The organism is Hyphomicrobium sp. DY-1 (genome assembly GCF_047497105.1).
In the GTDB taxonomy this organism is placed as follows: Bacteria; Pseudomonadota; Alphaproteobacteria; order Rhizobiales; family Hyphomicrobiaceae; genus Hyphomicrobium_B.
The window spans coordinates 4,501,625-4,523,137 of the sequence record NZ_CP134870.1 but is presented as its reverse complement, the minus strand read 5'-3'; the positions used below and the strand labels follow the sequence as shown (position 1 = coordinate 4,523,137).

Annotated in this window: 18 protein-coding genes; 16 read left to right on the top strand and 2 right to left on the bottom strand. The window is 61.4% G+C overall.

All coding sequences use genetic code 11. The features are described from left to right. Nucleotides 1-73 precede the first annotated feature (73 nt). The 16 genes from RLW41_RS21990 to RLW41_RS21915 all read left to right on the top strand — a co-directional run bounded on the left by RLW41_RS21990 (nucleotide 74) and on the right by RLW41_RS21915 (nucleotide 17,528). Nucleotides 74-1,387, top strand: a complete 1,314-nt coding sequence (locus RLW41_RS21990; protein ID WP_414462881.1) for a TIGR02594 family protein — start codon at nucleotides 74-76, stop codon at nucleotides 1,385-1,387. Between the two features lie 90 nt (nucleotides 1,388-1,477). Continuing rightward, complete coding sequence (locus RLW41_RS21985) at nucleotides 1,478-1,768, top strand: hypothetical protein (protein WP_409560108.1); 291 nt, start codon at nucleotides 1,478-1,480, stop codon at nucleotides 1,766-1,768. An 81-nt stretch (nucleotides 1,769-1,849) separates the two neighbouring features. Continuing rightward, nucleotides 1,850-2,521 carry a response regulator transcription factor gene (locus tag RLW41_RS21980; protein WP_013947991.1) on the top strand — a complete coding sequence of 224 codons (672 nt, stop codon included), beginning with the start codon at nucleotides 1,850-1,852 and terminating at the stop codon, nucleotides 2,519-2,521. Continuing rightward, on the top strand, nucleotides 2,511-3,890 hold the full coding sequence (locus RLW41_RS21975) for a sensor histidine kinase (RefSeq protein ID WP_414462880.1): 1,380 nt from the start codon (nucleotides 2,511-2,513) through the stop codon (nucleotides 3,888-3,890). The genes RLW41_RS21980 and RLW41_RS21975 overlap by 11 nt, the downstream gene beginning before the upstream one ends. Before the next feature lie 160 nt (nucleotides 3,891-4,050). After that, nucleotides 4,051-4,542: an RT0821/Lpp0805 family surface protein gene (locus RLW41_RS21970; RefSeq protein ID WP_414462879.1), complete on the top strand. Its 492-nt coding sequence runs from the start codon at nucleotides 4,051-4,053 to the stop codon at nucleotides 4,540-4,542. A gap of 137 nt (nucleotides 4,543-4,679) precedes the next feature. Continuing rightward, nucleotides 4,680-5,852, top strand: coding sequence for a c-type cytochrome biogenesis protein CcmI (gene ccmI, locus RLW41_RS21965; protein WP_414462878.1), 1,173 nt, complete (start codon nucleotides 4,680-4,682; stop codon nucleotides 5,850-5,852). A gap of 29 nt (nucleotides 5,853-5,881) precedes the next feature. Continuing rightward, nucleotides 5,882-6,352: a cytochrome c maturation protein CcmE gene (gene ccmE, locus RLW41_RS21960; protein ID WP_013947987.1), complete on the top strand. Its 471-nt coding sequence runs from the start codon at nucleotides 5,882-5,884 to the stop codon at nucleotides 6,350-6,352. Nucleotides 6,353-6,364: 12 nt separating this feature from the next. Then, nucleotides 6,365-8,344, top strand: coding sequence for a heme lyase CcmF/NrfE family subunit (locus RLW41_RS21955; RefSeq protein WP_414462877.1), 1,980 nt, complete (start codon nucleotides 6,365-6,367; stop codon nucleotides 8,342-8,344). Then, nucleotides 8,344-8,823, top strand: coding sequence for a cytochrome c-type biogenesis protein (locus tag RLW41_RS21950; RefSeq protein ID WP_414462876.1), 480 nt, complete (start codon nucleotides 8,344-8,346; stop codon nucleotides 8,821-8,823). Before RLW41_RS21955 ends, RLW41_RS21950 begins: the two co-directional genes overlap by 1 nt. 129 nt (nucleotides 8,824-8,952) lie before the next feature. Then, nucleotides 8,953-10,539: a Do family serine endopeptidase gene (locus RLW41_RS21945; protein ID WP_409560102.1), complete on the top strand. Its 1,587-nt coding sequence runs from the start codon at nucleotides 8,953-8,955 to the stop codon at nucleotides 10,537-10,539. A gap of 119 nt (nucleotides 10,540-10,658) precedes the next feature. Continuing rightward, complete coding sequence (locus RLW41_RS21940; RefSeq protein ID WP_414462875.1) at nucleotides 10,659-11,339, top strand: response regulator transcription factor; 681 nt, start codon at nucleotides 10,659-10,661, stop codon at nucleotides 11,337-11,339. Beyond that, entirely contained in the window at nucleotides 11,323-12,768 is a 1,446-nt protein-coding gene (locus RLW41_RS21935) for an ATP-binding protein (protein WP_414462874.1), read from the top strand. The genes RLW41_RS21940 and RLW41_RS21935 overlap by 17 nt, the downstream gene beginning before the upstream one ends. Before the next feature lie 4 nt (nucleotides 12,769-12,772). After that, nucleotides 12,773-15,730 (top strand): bifunctional [glutamine synthetase] adenylyltransferase/[glutamine synthetase]-adenylyl-L-tyrosine phosphorylase, encoded by a 2,958-nt coding sequence (locus RLW41_RS21930; protein ID WP_414462873.1) that lies wholly within the window; start codon nucleotides 12,773-12,775, stop codon nucleotides 15,728-15,730. Nucleotides 15,731-15,865: 135 nt separating this feature from the next. Further along, complete coding sequence (locus RLW41_RS21925) at nucleotides 15,866-16,483, top strand: sigma-70 family RNA polymerase sigma factor (protein ID WP_414462872.1); 618 nt, start codon at nucleotides 15,866-15,868, stop codon at nucleotides 16,481-16,483. A 20-nt stretch (nucleotides 16,484-16,503) separates the two neighbouring features. Next, complete coding sequence (locus RLW41_RS21920; RefSeq protein ID WP_414462871.1) at nucleotides 16,504-17,016, top strand: hypothetical protein; 513 nt, start codon at nucleotides 16,504-16,506, stop codon at nucleotides 17,014-17,016. Beyond that, entirely contained in the window at nucleotides 17,013-17,528 is a 516-nt protein-coding gene (locus RLW41_RS21915; RefSeq protein ID WP_409560097.1) for a periplasmic heavy metal sensor, read from the top strand. Before RLW41_RS21920 ends, RLW41_RS21915 begins: the two co-directional genes overlap by 4 nt. 43 nt (nucleotides 17,529-17,571) lie before the next feature. On the opposite strand, the gene RLW41_RS21910 is transcribed toward RLW41_RS21915, so the two are convergent. Together RLW41_RS21910 and pepN are read right to left on the bottom strand one after the other, a co-directional pair. Further along, nucleotides 17,572-18,618, bottom strand: coding sequence for a sensor histidine kinase (locus RLW41_RS21910; RefSeq protein WP_414462870.1), 1,047 nt, complete (start codon nucleotides 18,616-18,618; stop codon nucleotides 17,572-17,574). 204 nt (nucleotides 18,619-18,822) lie between these two features. Beyond that, nucleotides 18,823-21,480 carry an aminopeptidase N gene (gene pepN / locus RLW41_RS21905; RefSeq protein WP_414462869.1) on the bottom strand — a complete coding sequence of 886 codons (2,658 nt, stop codon included), beginning with the start codon at nucleotides 21,478-21,480 and terminating at the stop codon, nucleotides 18,823-18,825. Nucleotides 21,481-21,513: the final 33 nt, after the last annotated feature.

The window sequence follows — 21,513 nt, the reverse complement described above, 5'->3', positions numbered from 1 at the left end:
TGTCTAGGTGCCGACCTCCGTCGGCATGACGGAGATTCTGTAAGCGTCGTCGAGGAAATTTCGAGGAACGATAATGGACCAACCGGCGTGGCTCGCGGCTGCGTGGGCCGAACTTGGCGTGCGTGAAATCCCCGGCGATGCGAACGCACCGGAGATCCTGCGTTATTTCCGCGACGCTGGTGATGATGACGTCAAAACGGAAACGACGCCGTGGTGCGCGGCGTTCGCCGGTGCCATGCTGAAGCGCGCTGGCGTTTCCAACACGGGCTCACTGCTCGCGCGCTCATATCTTGAGTGGGGCACGGCGCTCGACGATGCGCGGCTCGGTGCCATCGCTGTTTTCTCGCGCGGCGATGACCCGACTGCCGGGCACATCGGCTTCGTCATCGGCGAGGCGGCGGGCAAGCTTTATCTGCTCGGGGGCAACCAGAGCGACGCTGTTTCGGTCGCAGCATTCGATGCGTCGCGCCTGCTCGGCCTCCGCTGGCCCAAGGACGAAACGCAGACGCCGAACGCGCCTGCTGACGACGGTTTCTTCACAAGAGCCCTCGGTCATATCCTGGAAATGGAAGGAGGATTTACAGATGATCCTTACGACCCCGGTGGGCCTACAAACCGCGGCATCACGCTCGAAGTCTATGCGAACTTCAAAGGCCAAACGCTCGACGGCTCATCGCGCGATCGTCTGATCGCAGAACTGAAATCCATTCCCGACGCAACCGTCGCCACCATTTATCGACGGCGTTATTTCGAGCCCGCCGATTGCAGCGCGTTCACCGCGCCGCTGGCGCTCATGCATTTCGATGCTGCGGTCAATCACGGCGTCGGCACCGCGATCCGCATGTTGCAGCAGTCCGTCGGCGTAACGGTCGACGGCGAGGTCGGTCCCGAGACGCTCGGCGCCATCGGCGCGCGCAACGTCGTCGATCTGATCGAAGTCTACGCCGACATCCGCCGCGCCCGCTATCGCGCTCTGCCGCACTTCTGGCGGTTCGGCCGCGGTTGGCTGAAACGCGTCGATGCAACGTTGACCCTCGGCAAATCGTGGGCAGCCACTGACGGCATCATCCGCGGACTGATGGAGCCCGCACAAAACGCAAAAGGAGAGACGACAATGAGCGACACATCGACCACGGTCACGACCGACGACAGCGCCAAATGGTGGGCGCAATCAAAGACCCTCTGGGGAACTGTGATCACGGCGGCGGCGACCGTGCTGCCGCTTCTGGCCCCCACAATCGGGGTCTCGCTGCCGGCCGATGTTATTCAGACTTTCGGCGACCAGGCCATAACGGCGGCCCAGGCCGTTACCGGTCTCATCGGCACTGCGCTCGCCATTTATGGCCGGTTTACGGCCTCTTCCATCCTCAGCATCCGCAAAAGTTAATTGCAAATTGGGAGGGGAGGACGGACTCCAGTATTCATCGGCCATTCAACAGGCTAATCTTAACTGGTCTGATTTTTCCGGAAGAGACGTATGGTCGGTTTGGGAAAAGCGGCGGCATTTGGGGCTGCGGCAGTCTTGCTGCCGTGGAGCACCGCCTGCGCTCTCGACTGCATGACCGACTGGGGTATGGCCGGACAAATCGTACGCCGGCAAAATCTGATAACGGTAGAGGAGGTTTCCCGGTCGCTGGCGGCCGACGGAGTGGGGGTACTCGTCAAGACGACGCTTTGCCGGTCAGATGACGGATATTTTTATCGTCTTGTCATCAGAAGTCCGACGGGACAGTTGAAGACGGCCGTTATGAATGCCAAGAGCCGCTAGCCGGTTCGCTGTTGCGGATGGAAGGCGCGGTCAGCGCTCTCTATAATCCGCGGCATTCCGTAGGAGGGGAGGGATACGCCCGTGCGTGCACTTGTAGTCGAGGACGACAAAGATCTGAACCGTCAGCTTTCCTCAGCGCTATCGGACGCCGGCTTCGCCGTAGACACCGCCGCTGACGGCGAAGAGGGCTATTTCCTCGGCGACACCGAACCTTACGATATTGTTATTCTCGACATCGGCCTGCCGAAGATCGACGGCATTTCCGTGCTGGAGCAGTGGCGCCGCAGCGACCGCAAGATGCCGGTCATCATCCTGACCGCACGCGACCGCTGGAGCGACAAGGTGGCCGGCATGGACGCCGGCGCCGACGATTACCTCGCAAAACCCTTCCATATGGAAGAGCTTCTGGCTCGCGTCCGTGCTCAGGTGCGCCGTGCTTCCGGTCATGCCAAATCCGAGATCGAGTGCGGTCCGATCCGGCTCGACACCAAGTCGGCGCGCGTGACCTGCGAAGGCAACCCGGTCAAGTTGACGTCGCACGAATTCCGCTTATTGGCTTATCTGATGCACCATAACGGCCGCGTCGTCTCGCGCACCGAGCTGGTGGAGCATCTCTACGATCAGGATTTTGATCGCGATTCGAACACGATCGAAGTATTTATCGGCCGTTTGCGGAAGAAGATTCCAGGCGATGTTATCCAGACGGTCCGCGGTCTTGGATACCGCATGAGCCAAGGACCGGATGAGGCTTAATTCACTTGCGCTGCGCCTCTTTGCGACCTCGGCAGCGTGGACACTTCTGGCGCTGCCGCTGGCCGGCTACATCATTTACGCGCTGTACCGCGAAGATGTGCAGCTGAGCTTTGACGCTCAGCTGAAAAAGCTTCTGACGCAGATCACCATCGACAGCATGAGCACGATGGGTGACCAGCCCGTCATTCCGCCGAACCTCTACGAGCCGCTGTTCGAAGTCACGCAATCGGGCTGGTATTGGCAGATCAGGCCAATCGACGGCGCGCCGGGACGAACGCTCGTATCGCCCTCGCTTGCGACTGCCGTGCTGCCGTCTCCCTATGATCGCAAATTCCCCACCGACGATACCGGCACGCGCTGGATGAACGTACCCGGCCCGACCGGCACGACGATCCGCATTCTAGAATTCATCGACTCTCCCGGTCACGATCCCGATAAGACGAAGTATTCGATCATCGTTGCGGGTCCGATGGACTGGTTCGAGGCGACCGTCGCCAAGTTTCGAACGCGTCTGACGAGCGCGCTGGCGCTTGTCGGATTGGGCCTGTTGGCCGCGACGGTTTTTCAGGTCCGCTTCGGCCTGTTGCCGCTGCGCCGTGTCGAGAAAAGTCTGGCAAGTATTCGCTCAGGTCAAGCCGAGCGTCTCGAAGGCAACCTTCCTGCCGAGATCGAACCGCTGCAGGCCGAGCTCAACGCGCTGATCGAATCCAACCAGGACATCATCGATCGCGCGCGCACCCAGGTCGGCAATCTGGCACACGCGCTTAAGACGCCACTCGCGGTTATCACCAACGAAGCGCATGAAGACGACAGCCAGTTTGGCAGCAAGGTCGCCGAGCAGGCGCGCTTGATGCGCGATCAGATCAGCCATTATCTCGACCGCGCGCGCATCGCTGCGCGAACGAACACCATCGGCCGCGTCACGCCGGTCGACACAACCGCCGGTCCGTTGATCCGCGCCCTCGAACGGATTCACCAGGACAAAGGCATATCGATCGACTTTGCAGTTCAGCCAGGCGCCAAATTCCAGGGCGAGAAGCAAGACCTGGAAGAGATGCTGGGCAATCTGCTGGATAATGCGTGCAAGTGGGGAAAGACGCGCGTCTACCTTGCCGCGACCGTCAATAGCCAAGACACCACGATGCGCCGGAAACTTCGAATCACGGTCGAAGACGATGGACCGGGATTATCTGCAGAACAGCGCGCGAAAATCGGCAAACGCGGTTTACGTCTCGATGAGACGAAGCCCGGCTCGGGCCTTGGATTGTCCATCGTCAGCGATCTGGCCTCATCATATCGCGGAAAACTGCGCCTCGACGCATCCGAGCACGGCGGTTTAAAAGCCGTTCTCGATCTCCCTGCCGCCTAAAGTTCAATTGGCGCTCATGTGGCGGCGCAGCATCGAACTGCGGTGGGGATTTGCCCGAATTGTGGTGGATTTCCGCCTTGTCGAAGGCACAATATCGGTCTAGCCAAGTCTAGGGACTATGCGCCGGTGGGGAAAAGCGGCGCGAGGGGATGAACCGATAATGGGGTTTACCATGCGCATCGCGCGCTTTTCGCTGCCGCTGCTGGCGACGATCGCCATGCTGGGGGGCTGCAGCAACGGCAACGGCGGGGTCGATAATACAAATACCGGTCTCGTCATAGGCAGCATCACTGGCGGCCTTCTCGGCAATGCCGTAGGCAAGGGCGACGGTAAGGTCGCGACCACGATCGCTGGTGCGGTCGTCGGCGGCATCGTCGGCAGCCAGATCGGCAAAAGCATGGACGAGCGCGATAGGCGCTATGCCCAGGAAGCCGAATACGACGCGCTTGAGCGTGGCCAATCGGGCGTATCGCGCGAATGGCGTGATCCCGACACCGGTAACTATGGCGAAATCGTGCCGAGCCGCCCCTACAAACGTGGTGTTGCTGACTGCCGCGATTACACCCATACGGTCTACATCGACGGCAAGCCGAAGCAGATGCGGGGAACCGCCTGCCGGAGTGCTGACGGTCAGTGGCAGTCTGTGGGCTGACGCACTGCAACAAAACACGGGAAACATTTCCATAATTTAACCGGTCCGCGACAGATGGGCTGCCGCGAGCTTTGACTGCTTGCCTGGACCGGCGCGCGATCCTATTCCCTCCACAAAAGCTCGAGGATCGCGCGGCGATGGTTTTTTGGATTTTAGTGGCTGTACTCGTGGCGGGCGTCACGCTGGCCATCGTAAGGCCGCTGATGCGCCCTGCCGAGCCGGCCGGCGCTGCCACTGACGCCGATGTTGCGGTCTACAAGGATCAGCTGAAAGAAATCACGGCCGACGAGGCGCGCGGCACCCTCGGCGCCGCCGAAGCTGAAAGCGCCCGCGCCGAGATCGCACGCCGCCTGTTGCGCGTGACGCAGGACAATCCCAAATCCACGACGGCCGCTGAGGCGGCTATGCGCAATCGATTTATCGTTCCCGTCTCGATTCTGACGTGCATCGCCTTGCCGGTCGTCAGCCTCGCGCTTTATCTCGACTATGGCAAACCGGGCATGCCGGCTCAACCGCTCAGCGAACGGTTGGCCGAAGCCAATGCGACCAGTACCCCGAACGATCTGATCGCCAAGGTGGAGCAGCGTCTTCGCGAGCATCCCGAAGACGGCAGGGGCTGGGATGTCATTGCCCCCGTTTACTATGCGATGGGCCGTTATTCTGACGCCGCTGATGCCTATCAGAAAGCCATCCGATTGATCGGCGAAGACCCGAAGCGCTTGCAAGGGTTTGCGAACGCTCGGATCCGGATGGAAAATGGCATCGTGCCCGACGATGCGCGCAAAGCGCTGCAGCGCATTCTCGTGCTCAATCCGAACGCCATAGAACCGAAGATCTGGCTGGCGCTTGCGAAGGAGCAGGACGGTCATCTGACCGAAGCCGCGGTTGACTATAAAGATCTGATCTCGAAAGCACCTGCCGATGCTCCGTGGCGTCCGGTTCTGGTGGAGCGTCTGGCGAAGCTCGATCCGCAGAGCGCTGCCGCTTTCGCAAACGATAAGAGCGCCGTGAAAGCGCCCGCGGCGGCGTCCGGCATGCCGTCCGGTCCCGAAGCCGGCGCCGTTATGAATATGAAGCCCGAGGACCGCCAGGCCTTCATCACGCAAATGGTCGATAATCTCGCGGCACGACTTAAGACGGATGGCAGCGACGCAAACGGATGGGTCAAGCTCATCCGCGCGTATCAGGTTCTCGGGCGTCATGACGACGCCGTGAAAGCGCTAAACGATGCCCGCGTTTCTCTAAAGGGCAATCAAGGAGGACTGGCCCAGGTCGAAGATCTGGCCCGTCAGCTAGGCCTCGGAAGTTGATGGCAACGTAAGATCCGCTCAGGGTTCTCATGACACGCAAGCAAAAGCGCGGAGTATTGATCGGAGGCGGCGTCGCGACACTCGCGATTGCGCTGATCCTCGTGCTCTTCGCGCTGAAAGACAGCATCGTCTTTTTTCATACGCCGAGCGATATCGTCGAAAAGCACGTTCCGCCCGGACAGCGCATTCGCCTTGGCGGCCTCGTCGAGAAGGGCTCCGTCATTCGCGGCCAGGGCACGACGATCAAATTCAAGGTCACTGATACGCTGAAGGATATCCCGGTGACGTTCACGGGCGTCCTGCCGGACCTGTTCCGGGAAGGACAGGGTGTCGTGACTGAAGGCGTCCTCGACGGCCACGGCGGCTTCAAGGCCGACACGGTGCTGGCCAAGCATGATGAAAATTACATGCCACGCGATGTCGCGAAGGCGCTAGAAGCAAAAGGCGTGAAGCTCGGCGCCAGCGCTCACCCCGATCAGATGAAGGCAGAGATGCCTTAGAAGGATAATGCCGTGATCGTCGAACTCGGACATTTCGCTCTCATTCTCGCACTGCTGGTTGCCGTCGTGCAGGTTGTCATTCCGGCCTTCGGCGCGGCAATCAAAGACGAGCGCATGATGCGCGTTGCCGAACCCGCCGCCATATCGCAGCTCTTGCTGATCGCGGTCGCGTTCTTCGCTCTGATGCACGCTTACGTGACGTCCGACTTTTCCGTGCTGAACGTTGCCGAGAATTCGCATTCGACGAAGCCGCTGATCTATAAAATGGCGGGCGTCTGGGGCAATCACGAAGGTTCGATGCTGCTCTGGGTGCTGATCCTGGCGCTGTTCGGCGCGGCCGTCGCGCTGTTCGGCAACAATCTGCCGCCGACATTGAAGGCCCGCGTTCTGTCCGTGCAGGCGTCGATCGCCGTAGCGTTCCTGCTCTTCTCGCTGCTGACGTCGAACCCGTTCGTTCGTCTCGATCCGGCGCCTTCGGACGGCAACGGCCTGAACCCGATCCTGCAGGACCCGGCGCTCGCGTTCCACCCGCCGTTTCTCTACACGGGTTACGTCGGCTTCTCGATCGCATTCTCGTTTGCAATCGCCGCTCTGATTGAGGGCCGCATCGACGCTGCCTGGGCGCGCTGGGTGCGTCCGTGGACGCTCGCCGCCTGGATGTTCCTTACGATCGGCATCTCAATGGGGTCCTGGTGGGCCTATTATGAACTCGGCTGGGGCGGCTGGTGGTTCTGGGACCCTGTCGAAAACGCTTCCTTCATGCCGTGGCTCGCCGGAACGGCGCTGCTCCATTCCGCGCTCGTGATGGAAAAGCGCGAAGCGCTCAAGATCTGGACGGTGCTGCTTGCGATCCTGACGTTCTCGCTGTCGCTGATGGGCACCTTCATCGTCCGTTCCGGCGTGCTGACGTCCGTGCATTCGTTCGCCGTTGATCCGGCGCGCGGCGTCTTCATCCTCGCCATTCTGGTGTTCTTCACCGGCGGCGGCCTTGCGCTCTTCGCCTTGCGTGCAAAGGATATGCAGGCTGGCGGTCTTTTCCAGCCGATCAGCCGCGAAGGCTCGCTCGTTCTGAACAATCTGCTGCTCGTCACGGCGACGGCGACGGTGCTCGTCGGTACGCTGTATCCGATGGCGCTCGAAGGCCTGACGGGCGAGAAGATCTCGGTTGGGCCGCCGTTCTTCAACATGACGTTCGGCCCGCTGATGATCCCGCTGCTGATCGCGCTGCCGTTCGGACCGATGCTCGCCTGGAAGCGCGGCGATCTGCTCGGCGCCATGCAGCGCTTGGCCCTTGCCTTCCTCGCGGCGCTCGTCACGGTTGTCGCCGTCTTCGCCGTCGAGCATCGCGGGCCTTGGCTGGCGCCGTTCGGCATTGCGCTGGGTGTCTACGTGATGGTCGGCGCCATCGTCGAATGGGCAAACCGCGTGAAGCTCGGTTCCGCCGGGCGCGATGAAGTCATGCGTCGCGCATCAAACCTGCCGCGCTCGGCCTACGGCACGCTGTTCGCGCACTTCGGCATCGGCATGCTGATGGTCGGCATCGTCGCGACCAGCGCCTACCGCGAAGAGCACATCCTGGCGATGAAGCCGGGCGACAAGGTCATGGTCGATGGATATGAGGTGACATTCACCAAGGTCGAACGCGGCCGCGGCCCGAACTACACCGAGGACATCGCCGACTTTAACGTCAAGCGTAACGGCGAGACCATCGCGACGCTCCAGCCGGCGAAGCGCCTCTACGATGCGCCGCCGCAGCCAACGACGGAAGCCGGCATTCATGCGGCGTGGCGTGGCGACCTTTACGTCGTCATCGGTGATGGCCAGCCGGGCGGCGGTTACGCCGTGCGCGCCTACTTCAACCCGCTCGTCCGGTTCATCTGGCTCGGTGCGCTGTTCATGTTCCTGGGCGGCGGCATCTCGCTGTCCGACCGGCGACTGCGTGTCGGCGCTCCGTCGCGTCCGCGCCCCATCGTTGCGGTTCCGGCGGAGTGATGAGCGTGCGGCGGCCCTTGGCAATTCTGGCGCTGGCAATTTGGGCGGCACTTGCTGCAGCTCCCGCGGCGTTCGCCGTTCAGCCGGGCGAAATGCTCTCTGATCCGGCGCTGGAAAAGCGCGCGCGCAACATCTCGGCCGAACTGCGCTGTCTCGTCTGTCAGAACCAGTCCATCGACGACAGCGACGCGCCGTTGGCAGGAGACCTACGCCGCCTCGTGCGCGAGCGGATCATGGCGCATGACAGCGATCAGCAAGTGCTCGACTATATCGTCGCGCGTTACGGCGAATTCGTCCTGCTGAAACCCCGGTTCGAGCTATCGACCCTGCTTCTATGGCTAACGCCGATCTTCGTCCTCCTTGCCGGCATCGTGTTGATGATCCGCGCCACCCGGCCGGCCGCTCCGACCACCGGCACGCCGTTGACGGAACAGGAAAAAGCCAAGCTTAATAAGATCCTTGCGGCCAAGGATCCGTAAGCCGTTTTGCGCCCCGGCGAGGCGTTAGATTACCAACAGTTAACGTCCCTGACATGCTGCCGTAACCCCGGTTCCGCTAGGCGTCATAGTAAGGCTCGCGAAGCCTGCCTTTCAGCTGGAGACCCTGGGATGCGATTTCCGCACCGCTTGTCGACGACGTTTTCTTCAAAATTGACTTCAAAGTTTGCCCCGGCATCGGTCGCGATGCTGGCTGTTACAGCGGTGGGATTTGGACTGGCGGTGCCGTCTCACCCTGTGCGCGCCGAGTCCGGCGCCCAGACAATTCAAACGCCATTCGGCCGCGCGCCGCTCTCCTTTGCCGACATCGTCGACAAGGTGAAGCCGGCGGTCGTTTCCGTTTCCGTCATCAACGACGGCGGCGCCTCGAAGCTTGCTTCGAACGAGAAGGGCGATAAGGACAAGAAGAATTTTTCGCTTCCCGATCTGCCGCCCGATCATCCGCTGCACGACTTCTTCAAGAACCTGCCGAAGGAATTCGGCCAGGAAGCTCGCCCGAAGATCGTCCAGGGCCAGGGCTCCGGCTTCGTCATCACGCCGGATGGTTACGTCGTCACGAACAATCACGTCATCGACGGCGCCACCAAGATCCAGGTGAGCTTCGACAACGACGAGACGAAGTATGATGCGAAGCTGATCGGCACCGACCCGCGCACCGACATCGCGCTCATCAAGATCGAAAGCAAGAAGACCTTCCCGACGATAAAGCTTTCCACCAAACCGCCGCGCGTCGGCGATTGGGCGTTGGCTGTCGGCAATCCGTTCGGTCTGGGCGGCACGGTCACCGCAGGTATCGTGTCGGCGCTCGCACGCGATATCGGCTCCGGCCCCTATGATTACCTGCAGATCGACGCCGCTGTGAACCGCGGTAACTCGGGCGGCCCGACCGTCAACCTCGATGGCGACGTTATCGGTGTTAACACAGCGATCTTCTCTCCCTCGGGCGGCAACGTCGGCATCGCCTTCGCTGTTCCTGCGAACACGGTCGCCGAAGTCGTCAAGCAGTTGAAGGCCGACGGCTCGGTGAGCCGCGGCTGGCTCGGCGTCAAGATCCAGAACGTCGACGAAGACACTGCCGCCAGCATCGGACTTTCCGAGGCGCACGGCGCGTTCGTCAGCGAAGTGACGCCGAACGGCCCGGCTTCGAAATCCGGCATCAAAACTCAGGACGCGATCCTGCAGGTTAACGGCGAGAAGATCGCCGACAGCCGCGACCTTGCTCGCAAGATCGCCGAACTGGCGCCGAACTCGAACGTCGACGTTAAGGTGTGGCGCAACAATGCCGAAGAGACGATCAAGGTGAAGCTCGGCCTGTTCCCGAAGAACGCCGAAGCGGCGATGAATGGCGACAACAATGACGACAACAACGGCAACAGCAACGACGACGACGCTAAGTCGGTCGACCTGAGCCAGCTCGGCATCACGTTGATGCCGGCACGTACCGGCAAGGATGCTCAAGGCAAGGATACGCAGGGCGTTGCCATTGCTGAAGTCGATCCGACGTCGGATGCGGCGGAGAAAGGCCTGAAGCCGGGCGATGTCATTCTTGAGGTCTCTGGCCAGGCTGTGTCCTCTCCCGACGACGTCATCTCCGGCATCAAGAAGGCGCAGGACCTGAAGCGCACCGCGGTTCTCCTGCACGTCAAATCGGCCGACCAAAAGCGCTTTGTCGCTGTTCAGTTGACCAAAAAAGGTTGAGGTAGCGCGCTATGACGAACTCGAGCAGCTCCGTCAACCAAACGGCGGGGCTGCCTCGACGTTTGGGGGACATCCGGTTAAACAGTGAGCGGAGAGAAGACGAAGGTCGGACACAAACCATGCGCGTGCTGGTAATAGAAGACGATAAAGAAACCGCGCTTTTCCTGCAGAAATCCCTGAAAGAGAACGGTCATACGGCTGATCTGGCTCATGATGGCGAAGCGGGCCTATCGATGGCGACCGACGGCGCCTATGACGTATTGATCGTTGACCGGATGTTGCCGCTGCTCGACGGCCTTTCACTGATCAAGTCCCTTCGAACGGACGGCAATCGAACCCCCGTGCTTATTCTGTCGGCGCTTGGCGAGGTCGATGACCGGGTTAAGGGCCTGCGTGCGGGCGGTGACGACTATCTGACGAAGCCCTACGCTTATTCCGAGCTTCTGGCCCGCGTCGAGATTCTCGGGCGTCGGACGGCGCCGGAAGAGCAGCAAACCCGCTATTCCGTCGGTGACCTCGTGCTCGACCGGCTTTCCCATCGCGTAACGCGCGGCGGCGAACACATCCTGCTGCAGCCGCGCGAGTACCGCCTGCTTGAATATCTCATGCAGCACGCCGGGCAGGTCGTAACCCGCACCATGCTCCTGGAGCACGTCTGGGACTATCACTTCGATCCGCAAACCAACGTGATCGATGTCCATGTTTCGCGGCTTCGGGCGAAGATCGACAAGAACTTCGACAAGCCGCTGCTGCACACGGTCAGGGGCGCAGGATACACCATTCGTGACGGCCCGGTTTGATCGCGTCGCAAAAGCGGCATCGACGACAACCTTCGGATTGAGCGCGTTGGCCGTAGCGTTCTTTTTGTTCGCTGCGGCAATCGTTGTCGGCTTCCTGTTCTGGCAGACGAACAAGCTCTTTACCGATCAGGTCCTCGCGACCCTGTCGGCTGAATCCCGCATTCTGTCATCCGAGTTGAAGGTTGGCGGCCAGATGAAACTGGTCGAGACCGTCACGGCGTTGTCGCGGCCGCAAGGAACGGGGCTCTATTATCTCGCTGACAGCACTGGGGCGAAGATCGCCGGCAATCTCAATCGCATTCCGCCGGAGCTGGAAGCCGACAGTCCTGGCGGTGTCTTCAATTACCAGCCGACGGACGACGAAGGGCCGTCGCATCTCGCCGTCGCCATTCCTGTCGATCTCGGCCCTAATCTCCACCTCATCATCGGCCGCGATGTCGAAGATCAGCGCGCGTTCGCCAATTCGATCCGCTTTGTCTTTCTGCTCGGCTTCGGCGCCCTTTCGATCATCGGACTTCTGGGCGGACTGGCTGTCAGTCGCCTCATCGTCAACCGCATGGATCAGATCACGGCCGCAAGCCGCCAGATCATGGAAGGCGATCTCTCGCGGCGCATTCCGACGACGGGCCGGGGAGGCGAACTCGACGCGCTTGCAAACAATCTCAACGAGATGCTGGAACGCATCGAGGGCCTGATGAATGGTCTGCGCGAAGTCTCAGACAACATCGCCCACGATCTCAAAACGCCGCTTAATCGCATGCGCAACGCCGCCGAAGCCGCTCTTCGCGATCCGCGTGGCGAAGAGGCCTATCGCGAGGGCCTTGAACGCACGATCGAAAAGGCTGATGACCTCATCAAGACCTTCAACGCGCTGTTGTTGATCGCACGGCTGGAAGCCGGTCCGCTCGAAGACAGCACCGAAACGTTCGATCTGGGACATTTCGTTGCCGACGTCAGTGAACTTTACGCTCCCGCCGCCGAAGAGGCAGGCTTCAATCTGACGATCGACGTCGAGCAGAATGTGTTCGTCCGCGGTAACCGGCAACTGATCGGCCAGGCCATCGCCAATCTCATCGACAACGCCATCAAGTATTCCCGTGGCGGCGAGCCTGGAAGCGCCATCACCGTGCGCGCCTATCGCCTTGAGGGCCGGCCCGTGATCTCGGTCGGCGATCATGGCCCCGGCATCGACGAAATCGACCGCGAGCGCGTGCTGAAACGCTTCGTTCGGCTGGAAGCGAGCCGCACCAAGCCGGGCACGGGCTTAGGGCTTAGCCTCGTTGCGGCGGTCGCCCGCCTCCATCATGGCGAAATCCGGCTTGAGGATAACCAACCGGGCCTGAAGGTCGTCCTTCTCCTGTCGCAAAGGTGCCTCGTTGCAGTGCCCGATCAGGAGGGTGACGCGGCACCCGGGCTTGCGGCACAATGAGGGGATGGATCAGACTCTTCCCCCAAGCTTCGCCGAACGTATATCCGAATGGCCGAAGAGCCCCGCTGACGGTCGCGGCGCGGATCGCTTCCAATCTCTGAAAGCGGAAGCCGCAGCAGCCTGCCCTCAACTCGCGGAACTGCTTTTCAATTCCGATGTCGAAAATCTGCTTACGGGCGTCTTCGAAGGTTCGCCGTATCTGACGACGCTCGCGAACCGCGATCTGGCACGCCTCGCACGTATTTTGTCCGAGCCTCCGGCCGCACGCTTTCAAAGCCTTACCGACGAACTCGTCGCGGCAATGCAGGCGGCCTCGGACCTAGGCTCCGCCAAACGCGCGCTTCGCATCTACAAGTCAGAGGTCGCGCTGCTGACGGCACTGGCCGATCTCGCAGGCGTCTGGCCGGTGATGACGGTCACCCGGACGCTGTCGGACTGCGCCGACACCGCTGTCGGGACAGCTGTCCGCTTTCTGTTTCGCTTGGCGTCGGCGCGCGGGCAGTGGCAGCCGCTCGAAGCGGAAAGTCCCGAACGCGACTCCGGCTATTTCGTGCTGGCCATGGGCAAGCTCGGTGCCTTCGAACTCAACTACTCAAGCGACGTCGATCTGACGGTCTTCTTCGATCGCGACAAGGCGCGGCTCGTGGGCGACGGCGACGTGCAATCGTTCTTCGTCCGGTTGACGCGCGATCTCGTGCTGCTGCTCGATGAGCGCACACCGGACGGATATGTCTTCCGCACGGATCTGCGCCTTCGGCCCGACGCCGGGGCGACGCAAATCGCACTCTCGACCGTTGCGGCCCATGGCTACTACGAAACCGTCGGCCAGAATTGGGAGCGCGCCGCGATGATCAAGGCCCGGCCGATTGCCGGAGACCTCGAAGCCGGTGCCGAATTCCTCTCCGAGCTGTCGCCCTTCGTCTGGCGCAAGTATCTCGATTTCGCGGCGATCGCCGATATCCACGCCATGAAGCGCCAGATCCACGCGCATAAGGCGATCGGACCGATCTCGGTCGCCGGACAGAACTTGAAGCTCGGCCGCGGCGGCATTCGCGAAATCGAATTTTTTGCGCAAACACAGCAATTGATCGCAGGGGGGCGTCAGCCCGATTTGCGCGTCAGCAGCACGCTGGACGGACTGGCAGCGCTTGAACGGCGCGGCTGGGTGATGGCTGACGTTCGCGCCGATCTTGATGATGCCTATCGCTATCTCCGCCGCCTGGAGCACCGCGTGCAGATGGTCGCCGATGAGCAAAGCCATGAAGTGCCGGTAGAGCCAGCAGCGCTTGAGTCTTTTGCGCATTTCGCGGGATATGCCGATGTGGCGGAGCTTTCCGCTGCTTTGCTGCCAGTGCTGGAAACCGTCGAGAAGCACTACGACGGTCTGTTTGAGGAACCGCCGCAGCCGTCATCGCCTGCCGGTGCCAATCTCGTCTTCGCTGGAGCCAAGGACGATCCGCGCACGGTGGAAGAGTTGAAGCGCCTTGGATATTCGCAGCCGACACAGGTTCTGGCCATCGTGCGTGGCTGGCACCACGGCCGCGCGCCGGTCGTCAGGTCGCCACGTGCACGCGAACGCCTGACGGAAGTCCAGCCGCTGCTGATCGAAGCGCTTGCCGATACGGTCGATCCAGATGGCGCGATTGCGAGCTTCGACCGTTTTCTCGCCGAACTTCCCTCTGGCGTGCAGCTTTTCTCGTTGCTGAAGGCTCAGCCAGGGTTGATCCGGCTGTTCGCCGACATCATGGGCTCCGCGCCGCGCTTGGCTCACATCCTGTCGCATCGCCGGCGGCTACTGGATGCCGTGCTCGATCCGCAAGTTCTGGGCGGCGATTTCAATGGCGCCGCCATCGACGACGTCGTTGTGAAGGCCTTCGCCGCCGCCCGCGCGACAAGCGACGGCGATCCAATGCAGGAGATCCTCGATACCGCCCGGCGGATCGGCAGCGAGCAGGCCTTTCTAGTCGGCGTCAGAATTCTGACCGGCAGCATATCGGCGACCGAAGCAGGCATCGCTTACGCAACGATCGCGGAGCGCCTGATCGCGGCCCTCCTGGGTGAGGTCACGCGCGAGATGGAGCAGGACCACGGCCGTGTGCCGGGCGGGGCTGCTGCCGTCATCGCCATGGGCAAGTTGGGTGGCCGCGAAATGACGGCGGCGTCCGACGTTGATCTTATCCTCATCTACGATTTCGATCCGGCCGCAGAACAATCGGACGGGGCAAAGCCGCTCGCGCCGCCGCATTATTATACGCGCTTGACGCAGCGGCTCATCACCGCCATCTCGGCGCGAACGGCGGAAGGGGCGCTCTACGAGGTCGATATGCGTCTGCGCCCCTCGGGTCAGAAAGGGCCTGTCGCGACGCGGCTGTCGAGCTTCACAAACTATCAGGCCAGCGAAGCCTGGACGTGGGAGCATATGGCCATGACGCGGGCCCGCATCATCGCCGGCTCACGCGAGTTGTCCGGACGTGTCGAAGCCGAGATTCGCAAGGTCCTGACGGCCAAACGCGACCGCGCCAAGATCGCCGCGGACGTCCTCGACATGCGCCGCCGCGTCGAAGCCGAGAAAGCGACCTCGGATATCTGGGATCTGAAGCAGGTTCGCGGGGGACTCGTCGATCTGGAGTTCATCGTTCAGTATTTACAACTGGTGCATGCCGCCGAGCATCCGGCAATCCTCAATCAGACGACGCTCGCGGCCCTGGCTGCGGCCGCATCCGAGGGTGTTATCCATAACGATGACTACCTGCTGCTGGCACATGCCGGTCAATTGCTGCACGATCTGACGCAGGTGCTCCGATTGACCATCGAGGGGCCTTTCGACCCCACATCGGCGCCCAAAGGCCTGAAATTGCTCCTGGCCCGATCAGGAGATACAACCTCTTTTGAAGACTTGGAAATAAAGTTGAAACAAACGCTTGCAGACGTAGCGGAGGCCTTCAATCGGCTGATCGTCTAGGGTTTTAACGGCCCGGCGACGGATTGTGGCAGGCTGAGACGTTCTTGCGATAACCGACACGGAAAGCCGTCTTTCGGGCGGCAGCATCCGAGGCGTTGGAGCGCAAGGCAGGCGAATAGGATGTCGAGGGGATTAGTGGCGGCAACGAGGACGGATGGCACTCCGGCCGCACCGCGACCGGCAGCCGAAAGCCGAGCCGATGAGGCGATGCTCGTTGCCGCGGTGGGTCGCGGCGACGGCGACGCCTTTCGCCTGCTGATGGCCCGCCATCTCGGAAGCATCGTTTCCGTGGCGCGCCGAATGCTGCGGGACGATGCGGAGGCGGAAGACTTGGCGCAGGAAGCTTTCTTGCGACTGTGGCGTTCGAGCGGAACGCTGGAAATTGGCCCGGTCGGCATTAGGCCGTGGCTGCGTCGCGTGGTCTCGAATTTGTGCCTCGACAGGGTGCGCGGTCAGGGGCGCGTGTCGGTGGTTGAAGAATTACCCGAGGTTCCCGAGCCCGCAAAACAGCTCGCCGGCCTCGAAAGTCAGGATACGCAGCGCCGGGTTGAAGCGGCGATGCAGAAACTGCCGGACCGGCAGCGCCTTGCGCTCACGCTCTTTCATTTCGAGGGGCTGAGCCAGATCGAGATCGGTCAGGTCATGGGAGTGTCGGACGAAGCTATCGAATCTCTGCTCAGTCGGGCGAGACGGCAACTGAAGACGGAACTGAAATCGGAATGGGAGTCGCTGCGAAATGATAGCGAACTCTGAAGTGCGGGAGACTGCAGACAATGTCACGCAATAGTTTAGGCCCTGTGGGGCTCGATAAACTGGAGGCGGCGCTCGATACGTACGGAGCAGACCGTACGCGGTGGCCTGCACCCTTGCGTCTTACGTTATCGGGCTTGATTGCCGGCAATCCGGACGCCCACAAAATGCTGAAGGATGCCGAGGCTTTCGATCGGCTGCTGGACAAGGCTCCGCAATATGATGCGACGCGCCTCTCTAAGTTGAGCGACCGCATCGCGGCTGCAGCGGAACGTCAGCCGCGGCTCGTCACGAGCCAGGAGCGTTCGCCAGCAGCAGCTGTTCGGCCGGCGTGGCCCACGCTTCGCCGTCACCATGGCTTGGCCGCGACGGCTCTAGCTGCATCCCTCGTGCTCGGTGTATTCGCCGGTCAAATGAAGGTCTTCACCTCGACCGCCGATGCGCTTCTCGGTGAAGATGGCTCTTCGTCAACCATCAGCCGGCAGATTGCCTTTACGGACGATGGTGACAGTTTTGTAGACGGGGATCTGCTGTGACGGTCAACGTCGATCAATCGCGACCGGCAGCGGATCGGCCGCGCTGGCTTTATCCGGGCTTTATTGCGTCGTTGGCCTTGAACCTGCTGTTCATCGGCTTGTTTGCGACCGCCGTTTGGCATCATCACGAAGAGGAGCGAAAGAGAGACGAAGGGTTCCTTGGTTTCGTCAAACAGTTGCCTGCCGATAAGCAAACCATGATCCGGCAAAAGGTGATCGAGGCGCGCGCGTCCATGAAAGGTTTGCGCGACAACGTGCGCAAGACATGGACCGATGCCAACGCCATGCTGACGGCCGAGCCATTCGACAAAGATAAATTTTTGGCAGCACTCATGCAGCTTCGGACGGCCGAGAATGCTTTCAAAGGCGCGATCTATACGAGCGTCGCGAGTACCGCAGCCGAGTTGACGCCAGACGAGCGCAAGCTTCTGCAGGAATGGCGAGCGAAGCGTCACGCATCGATGCTGAAACCGCCTGGACCGCCACGGCCAGACGACGACAGGGCAAAATAACAATAACGGCGGCGACCATGTGGACGCCGCCGTTATGCTTTCTTCAGGCCGCCATGGCGAAAAGGTCAGGCTGAACCGCGCGCTGAAGGCGCACGCTTGTTGTCCACTCGCCATTTTCCGCAACTGAACTCGTCAGCTCGGCGCCTGACAGCTCGCAGAATGTGCGCGCCAGGATAATTCCGAAGCCGTCTTCCGGCTGCACGTCGATGCCGCCGATCAGCGTCAGTGAGAGATATACAGCTTCGCTGGCGACCTTCGTTTCAATCCGCAACTCAGAGCCCGGAGCCGCACGACGGGTGGCTTCTGCAATGAGGTTGATGAGCATCTGGCGCGTCGCCTGATGGTCGCCGACGATCTCGGCATCGCCTTTGACGTCAATCGCGATGGCAATAGATTGTGCCGCAAGATCGGGGGCGGCAAAGGCGCAAGCGTCGTCGACGATCGCTCGGATCTTGCTCGTCTCGCGAGCCCGCTTGCGCTCAGGAGCCGTCAGCAGCGCCGTGATCGCCAGCGCGTCTTCCGCCGACTTCAGCAGGATGCGACCACTCGTATGAATATCGCGGGCGTAGCCGCTGTAGCTCGACCCGAGAGGCCCGAAAACTTCGTTCGTCATCAGCTCCGAAAAGCCGAGCACGGCGTTAAGCGGCGTCCTGAGCTCATGGCTCATATGGGCCGTCAGCTTGGCCCAGGCCGCGCGATCCAGGCCCGGTTGCGCCGCGGGCGTGCCTAGAAGCTCCGGGAAGCGCATCTGGCGTCCGGTATCGGTGTTGAAGGCTGAGCGGTGGTCCAGCTCGCTGCGCTTCTGCGTGGCGCCAGCGCCATCCCGCGCAAGCGGCTGCCACGGCAGCATCACGACCAGGGCGGCAAGCCCTGCGCCAGCCACGAAGAATACGGTCGAAAGCATATCGGGGCTGAGCTGGGGAATGATGGCGCCGGCTGCCGTCAGCACGGCGGCGAGAACCAGAAAGAGACCGCGGTTTGGAAAAGTCCGGCTTGCGGCGGCTGCGTAGAGTGCGCCGGTGTGATGTGATCCAAAGCCGCCGAACGCGGCAATACTTCCCCGTTGAGGAACGGACCAAGTCCGAGCCATCCTCAAATTCCCCTGCTGAATTTTGATCTAAGTGCCCCGCCCCACAAGGCCGAAGACGGTCATGTCTCCGAGCATGATTTGAGCTTCGCCGATTTGCGACTCACCGTCGAGGGAGAAAAAATCGCGAGAGAATCAATTTTGTCGCTCTTTCGACGGCCCGAGCAAAAGGATCGCGGGCTGTGGCCGAAATGCTCCAGAAACCGTTTAGTCGTCGAGCATCCGCGTGACCATTTCCAAGCAATCGCGCGACAGCCGCGGCGCCGAGCCCACCCTTTTCAGCGCCGCCTTGGCGAGGTTCTTTCGCTTGGTCTCAAGCGCCCGATAGCTGCGGAACGCAGCCAGCATGCGTGCGGCGACCTGCGGATTGAGCGGGTCGATTTCGAGCACCTTGTCCGCCAGGAATTCGTAGCCCGCGCCATCGGGACGGTTGAACTGCAGCGGATTGCTTGAAGCGAACGTCCCGATGAGCGCGCGCACCTTATTCGGCGTCGTGATCTTGAAGAGCGGATGCTGGCAGAGCGCCTTCACTTCATCGAGCGTTTGCTCTCGCGGCGACTGCGCCTGAGCGGCAAACCACATGTCGATGACGAGATGATCGTCTTTCCAGCGCTCGAAGAAATTGTTGAGGACGCTTTCGCGTCCAGGTGCATTCACGCCCGCGATGAGAAACATCGCATGGCATGCATCCGTCATGTTCGTGGCTTTGCGATAGTGCGCTTCGAGCCGCGCGAAGTCTTCCTCGGTCTCGCGCGTTGTCAGCAGCGTCAGGGCGGCATTACGCAGGGCGCGCCGGCCGGCGTTCTTGGCATCGGGTGAGAATTTCTTCTCGCGCGATGCGCCTGCGTAGATCGTTTCGAGATCGCTCGCCAGCCTCTCGCCGATCGTGCGGGCGAATGCACGGTGCTCGCCGAAGATCGCCGCGTGGTCGACCTTCGTCGCCTTCTCACGCGCAACGTCGGCAACCGACGGCAACTTCAGAAGCTCGGCCTTGTACGCATCGTCGAGACCGGAGTCGCGCAGCGCATAGCCCAATGCGTCGGTAAGTTTCGCGGCCTTCGATGCGGCGAGCGATTTCGGCCGTTTCGCGTCGAGCAGAGCCAGGATGCTCCGCGTCGCGTAGGCGTTGCTCGCCTGCCAGCGATTGAAGAGGTCGCTGTCATGATGCATCAGGAACGCCAGGTCCTGATCGGTGAGCGGCATGTTGATTACGACGGGGGCAGAGAAGCCCCTAAGCAGCGACGGCACCGGCCGCGAACCGACGCCCTTGAACGTGAACGTCGTCGCGCGTTCGGTGACGGCCATGACGCCGTCGCGGATCTTGACGCCGCCCTCGACGTCGAGATCCATCTCTTTGCCGTTCTCGCCAAGCAGCGCCATGCTGATCGGAATGAAGTAGGGCTGCTTCTTGGCTTTGCCGGGCGACGGCTTCAAAACCTGATGAACCGTCAGCTCCGCCGACTTCTTCCGCTTGTCGTAGGTCAGGTTGCAGACCAGTTCCGGTGTGCCTGCCTGCGAATACCAGCGATGGAACTGCGAGAAATCCTGCCCGCTCACGTCCGCGAAGCAGGCGATGAAATCCTCGATGGTGACGGCCTGGCCGTCGTGACGCTCGAAATAGAGATCCATCCCGGCGCGAAATTTCTCAGGCCCGAGCGTCGTCTCGATCATGCGGACGACTTCCGCGCCTTTCTCGTAAACGGTCGGCGTATAGAAATTGTTGATCTCGACGTAGCTTTCAGGGCGCACCGGATGGGCGAGGGGGCCTTGGTCTTCCGGAAACTGCAGCGCCTTCAGTTGCCGCACGTCGGCGATGCGCTGCACGGTAGCACTGCGCTGATCGGCTGAGAATTCCTGGTCGCGGAAGACTGTCAGGCCTTCTTTCAGGCAAAGCTGAAACCAGTCGCGGCAGGTGATGCGGTTTCCGGTCCAGTTATGGAAATATTCGTGCGCAACGACGCTCTCGATCGATTCATAGTTCGCGTCGGTCGCCGTCTCGGGCGACGCCAGAATGAGCCGGTCGTTGAAGATGTTGAGGCCTTTGTTCTCCATCGCCCCCATATTGAAGTCGGAGACGGCGACGATGTTGAACACGTCGAGATCGTATTCGCGACCAAAGCGTTTTTCGTCCCACCGCATGGCGCGCTTCAACGATTCCATCGCCCAGTGTGCCCGCTCTTCCTTCCCATGCTCGACATAAATGCGAAGGTCGACCTCGCGGCCGGACTGGGTCTTGAACGTTGACGCTATGGACGACAGATCGCCGCCGACGACGGCAAAAAGATAGGACGGCTTGGGATGCGGATCGTCCCAGACGGCATAGTGGCGCTCCCCGCCGAGCAGCGTGCCGCGCTCAACCGGATTGCCGTTGGCGAGCAGAACCGGCGCCGTCGCCACATCGGCTTCGAGCCGTACGGTGTATTTGGAGAGCACATCCGGTCGGTCGAGAAAATATGTGATGCGTCGGAAGCCCTGAGCCTCGCACTGCGAGCAGTAGACGCCGCGCGAGAGATAGATACCCTGCAGCGCCGTGTTGGCCTTGGGATTGATCGTCGTCACGATTTCGAGCGTGAAGCGCACTTTCGGCGGCGAGAGGACCGTCAGGCTGGCGTCACCGACGCGATAGGAGGACGGCTTCAGCTTCTTGCCGTCCAACGTGATGCTCTCGAGCGTCAACAGTTCGCCGTCGAGCTTCAGGGGCACCTTGCCGGTCGTCGCCGAAGCAGGATTACGCCGGATCTCGAGCTTCGAGGCGACGCGCGTTTTCGTCGGCGCGAGCGCTATGTCAAGATGGACGGTGTCGATCAGAAATTCCGGAGGGCGGTAATCCGCGAGAAGGACTGGTTTGGGATTTTCTGCTTTCATGGCACCCCGCTGCGAACGTCATAGGCGCTTTCG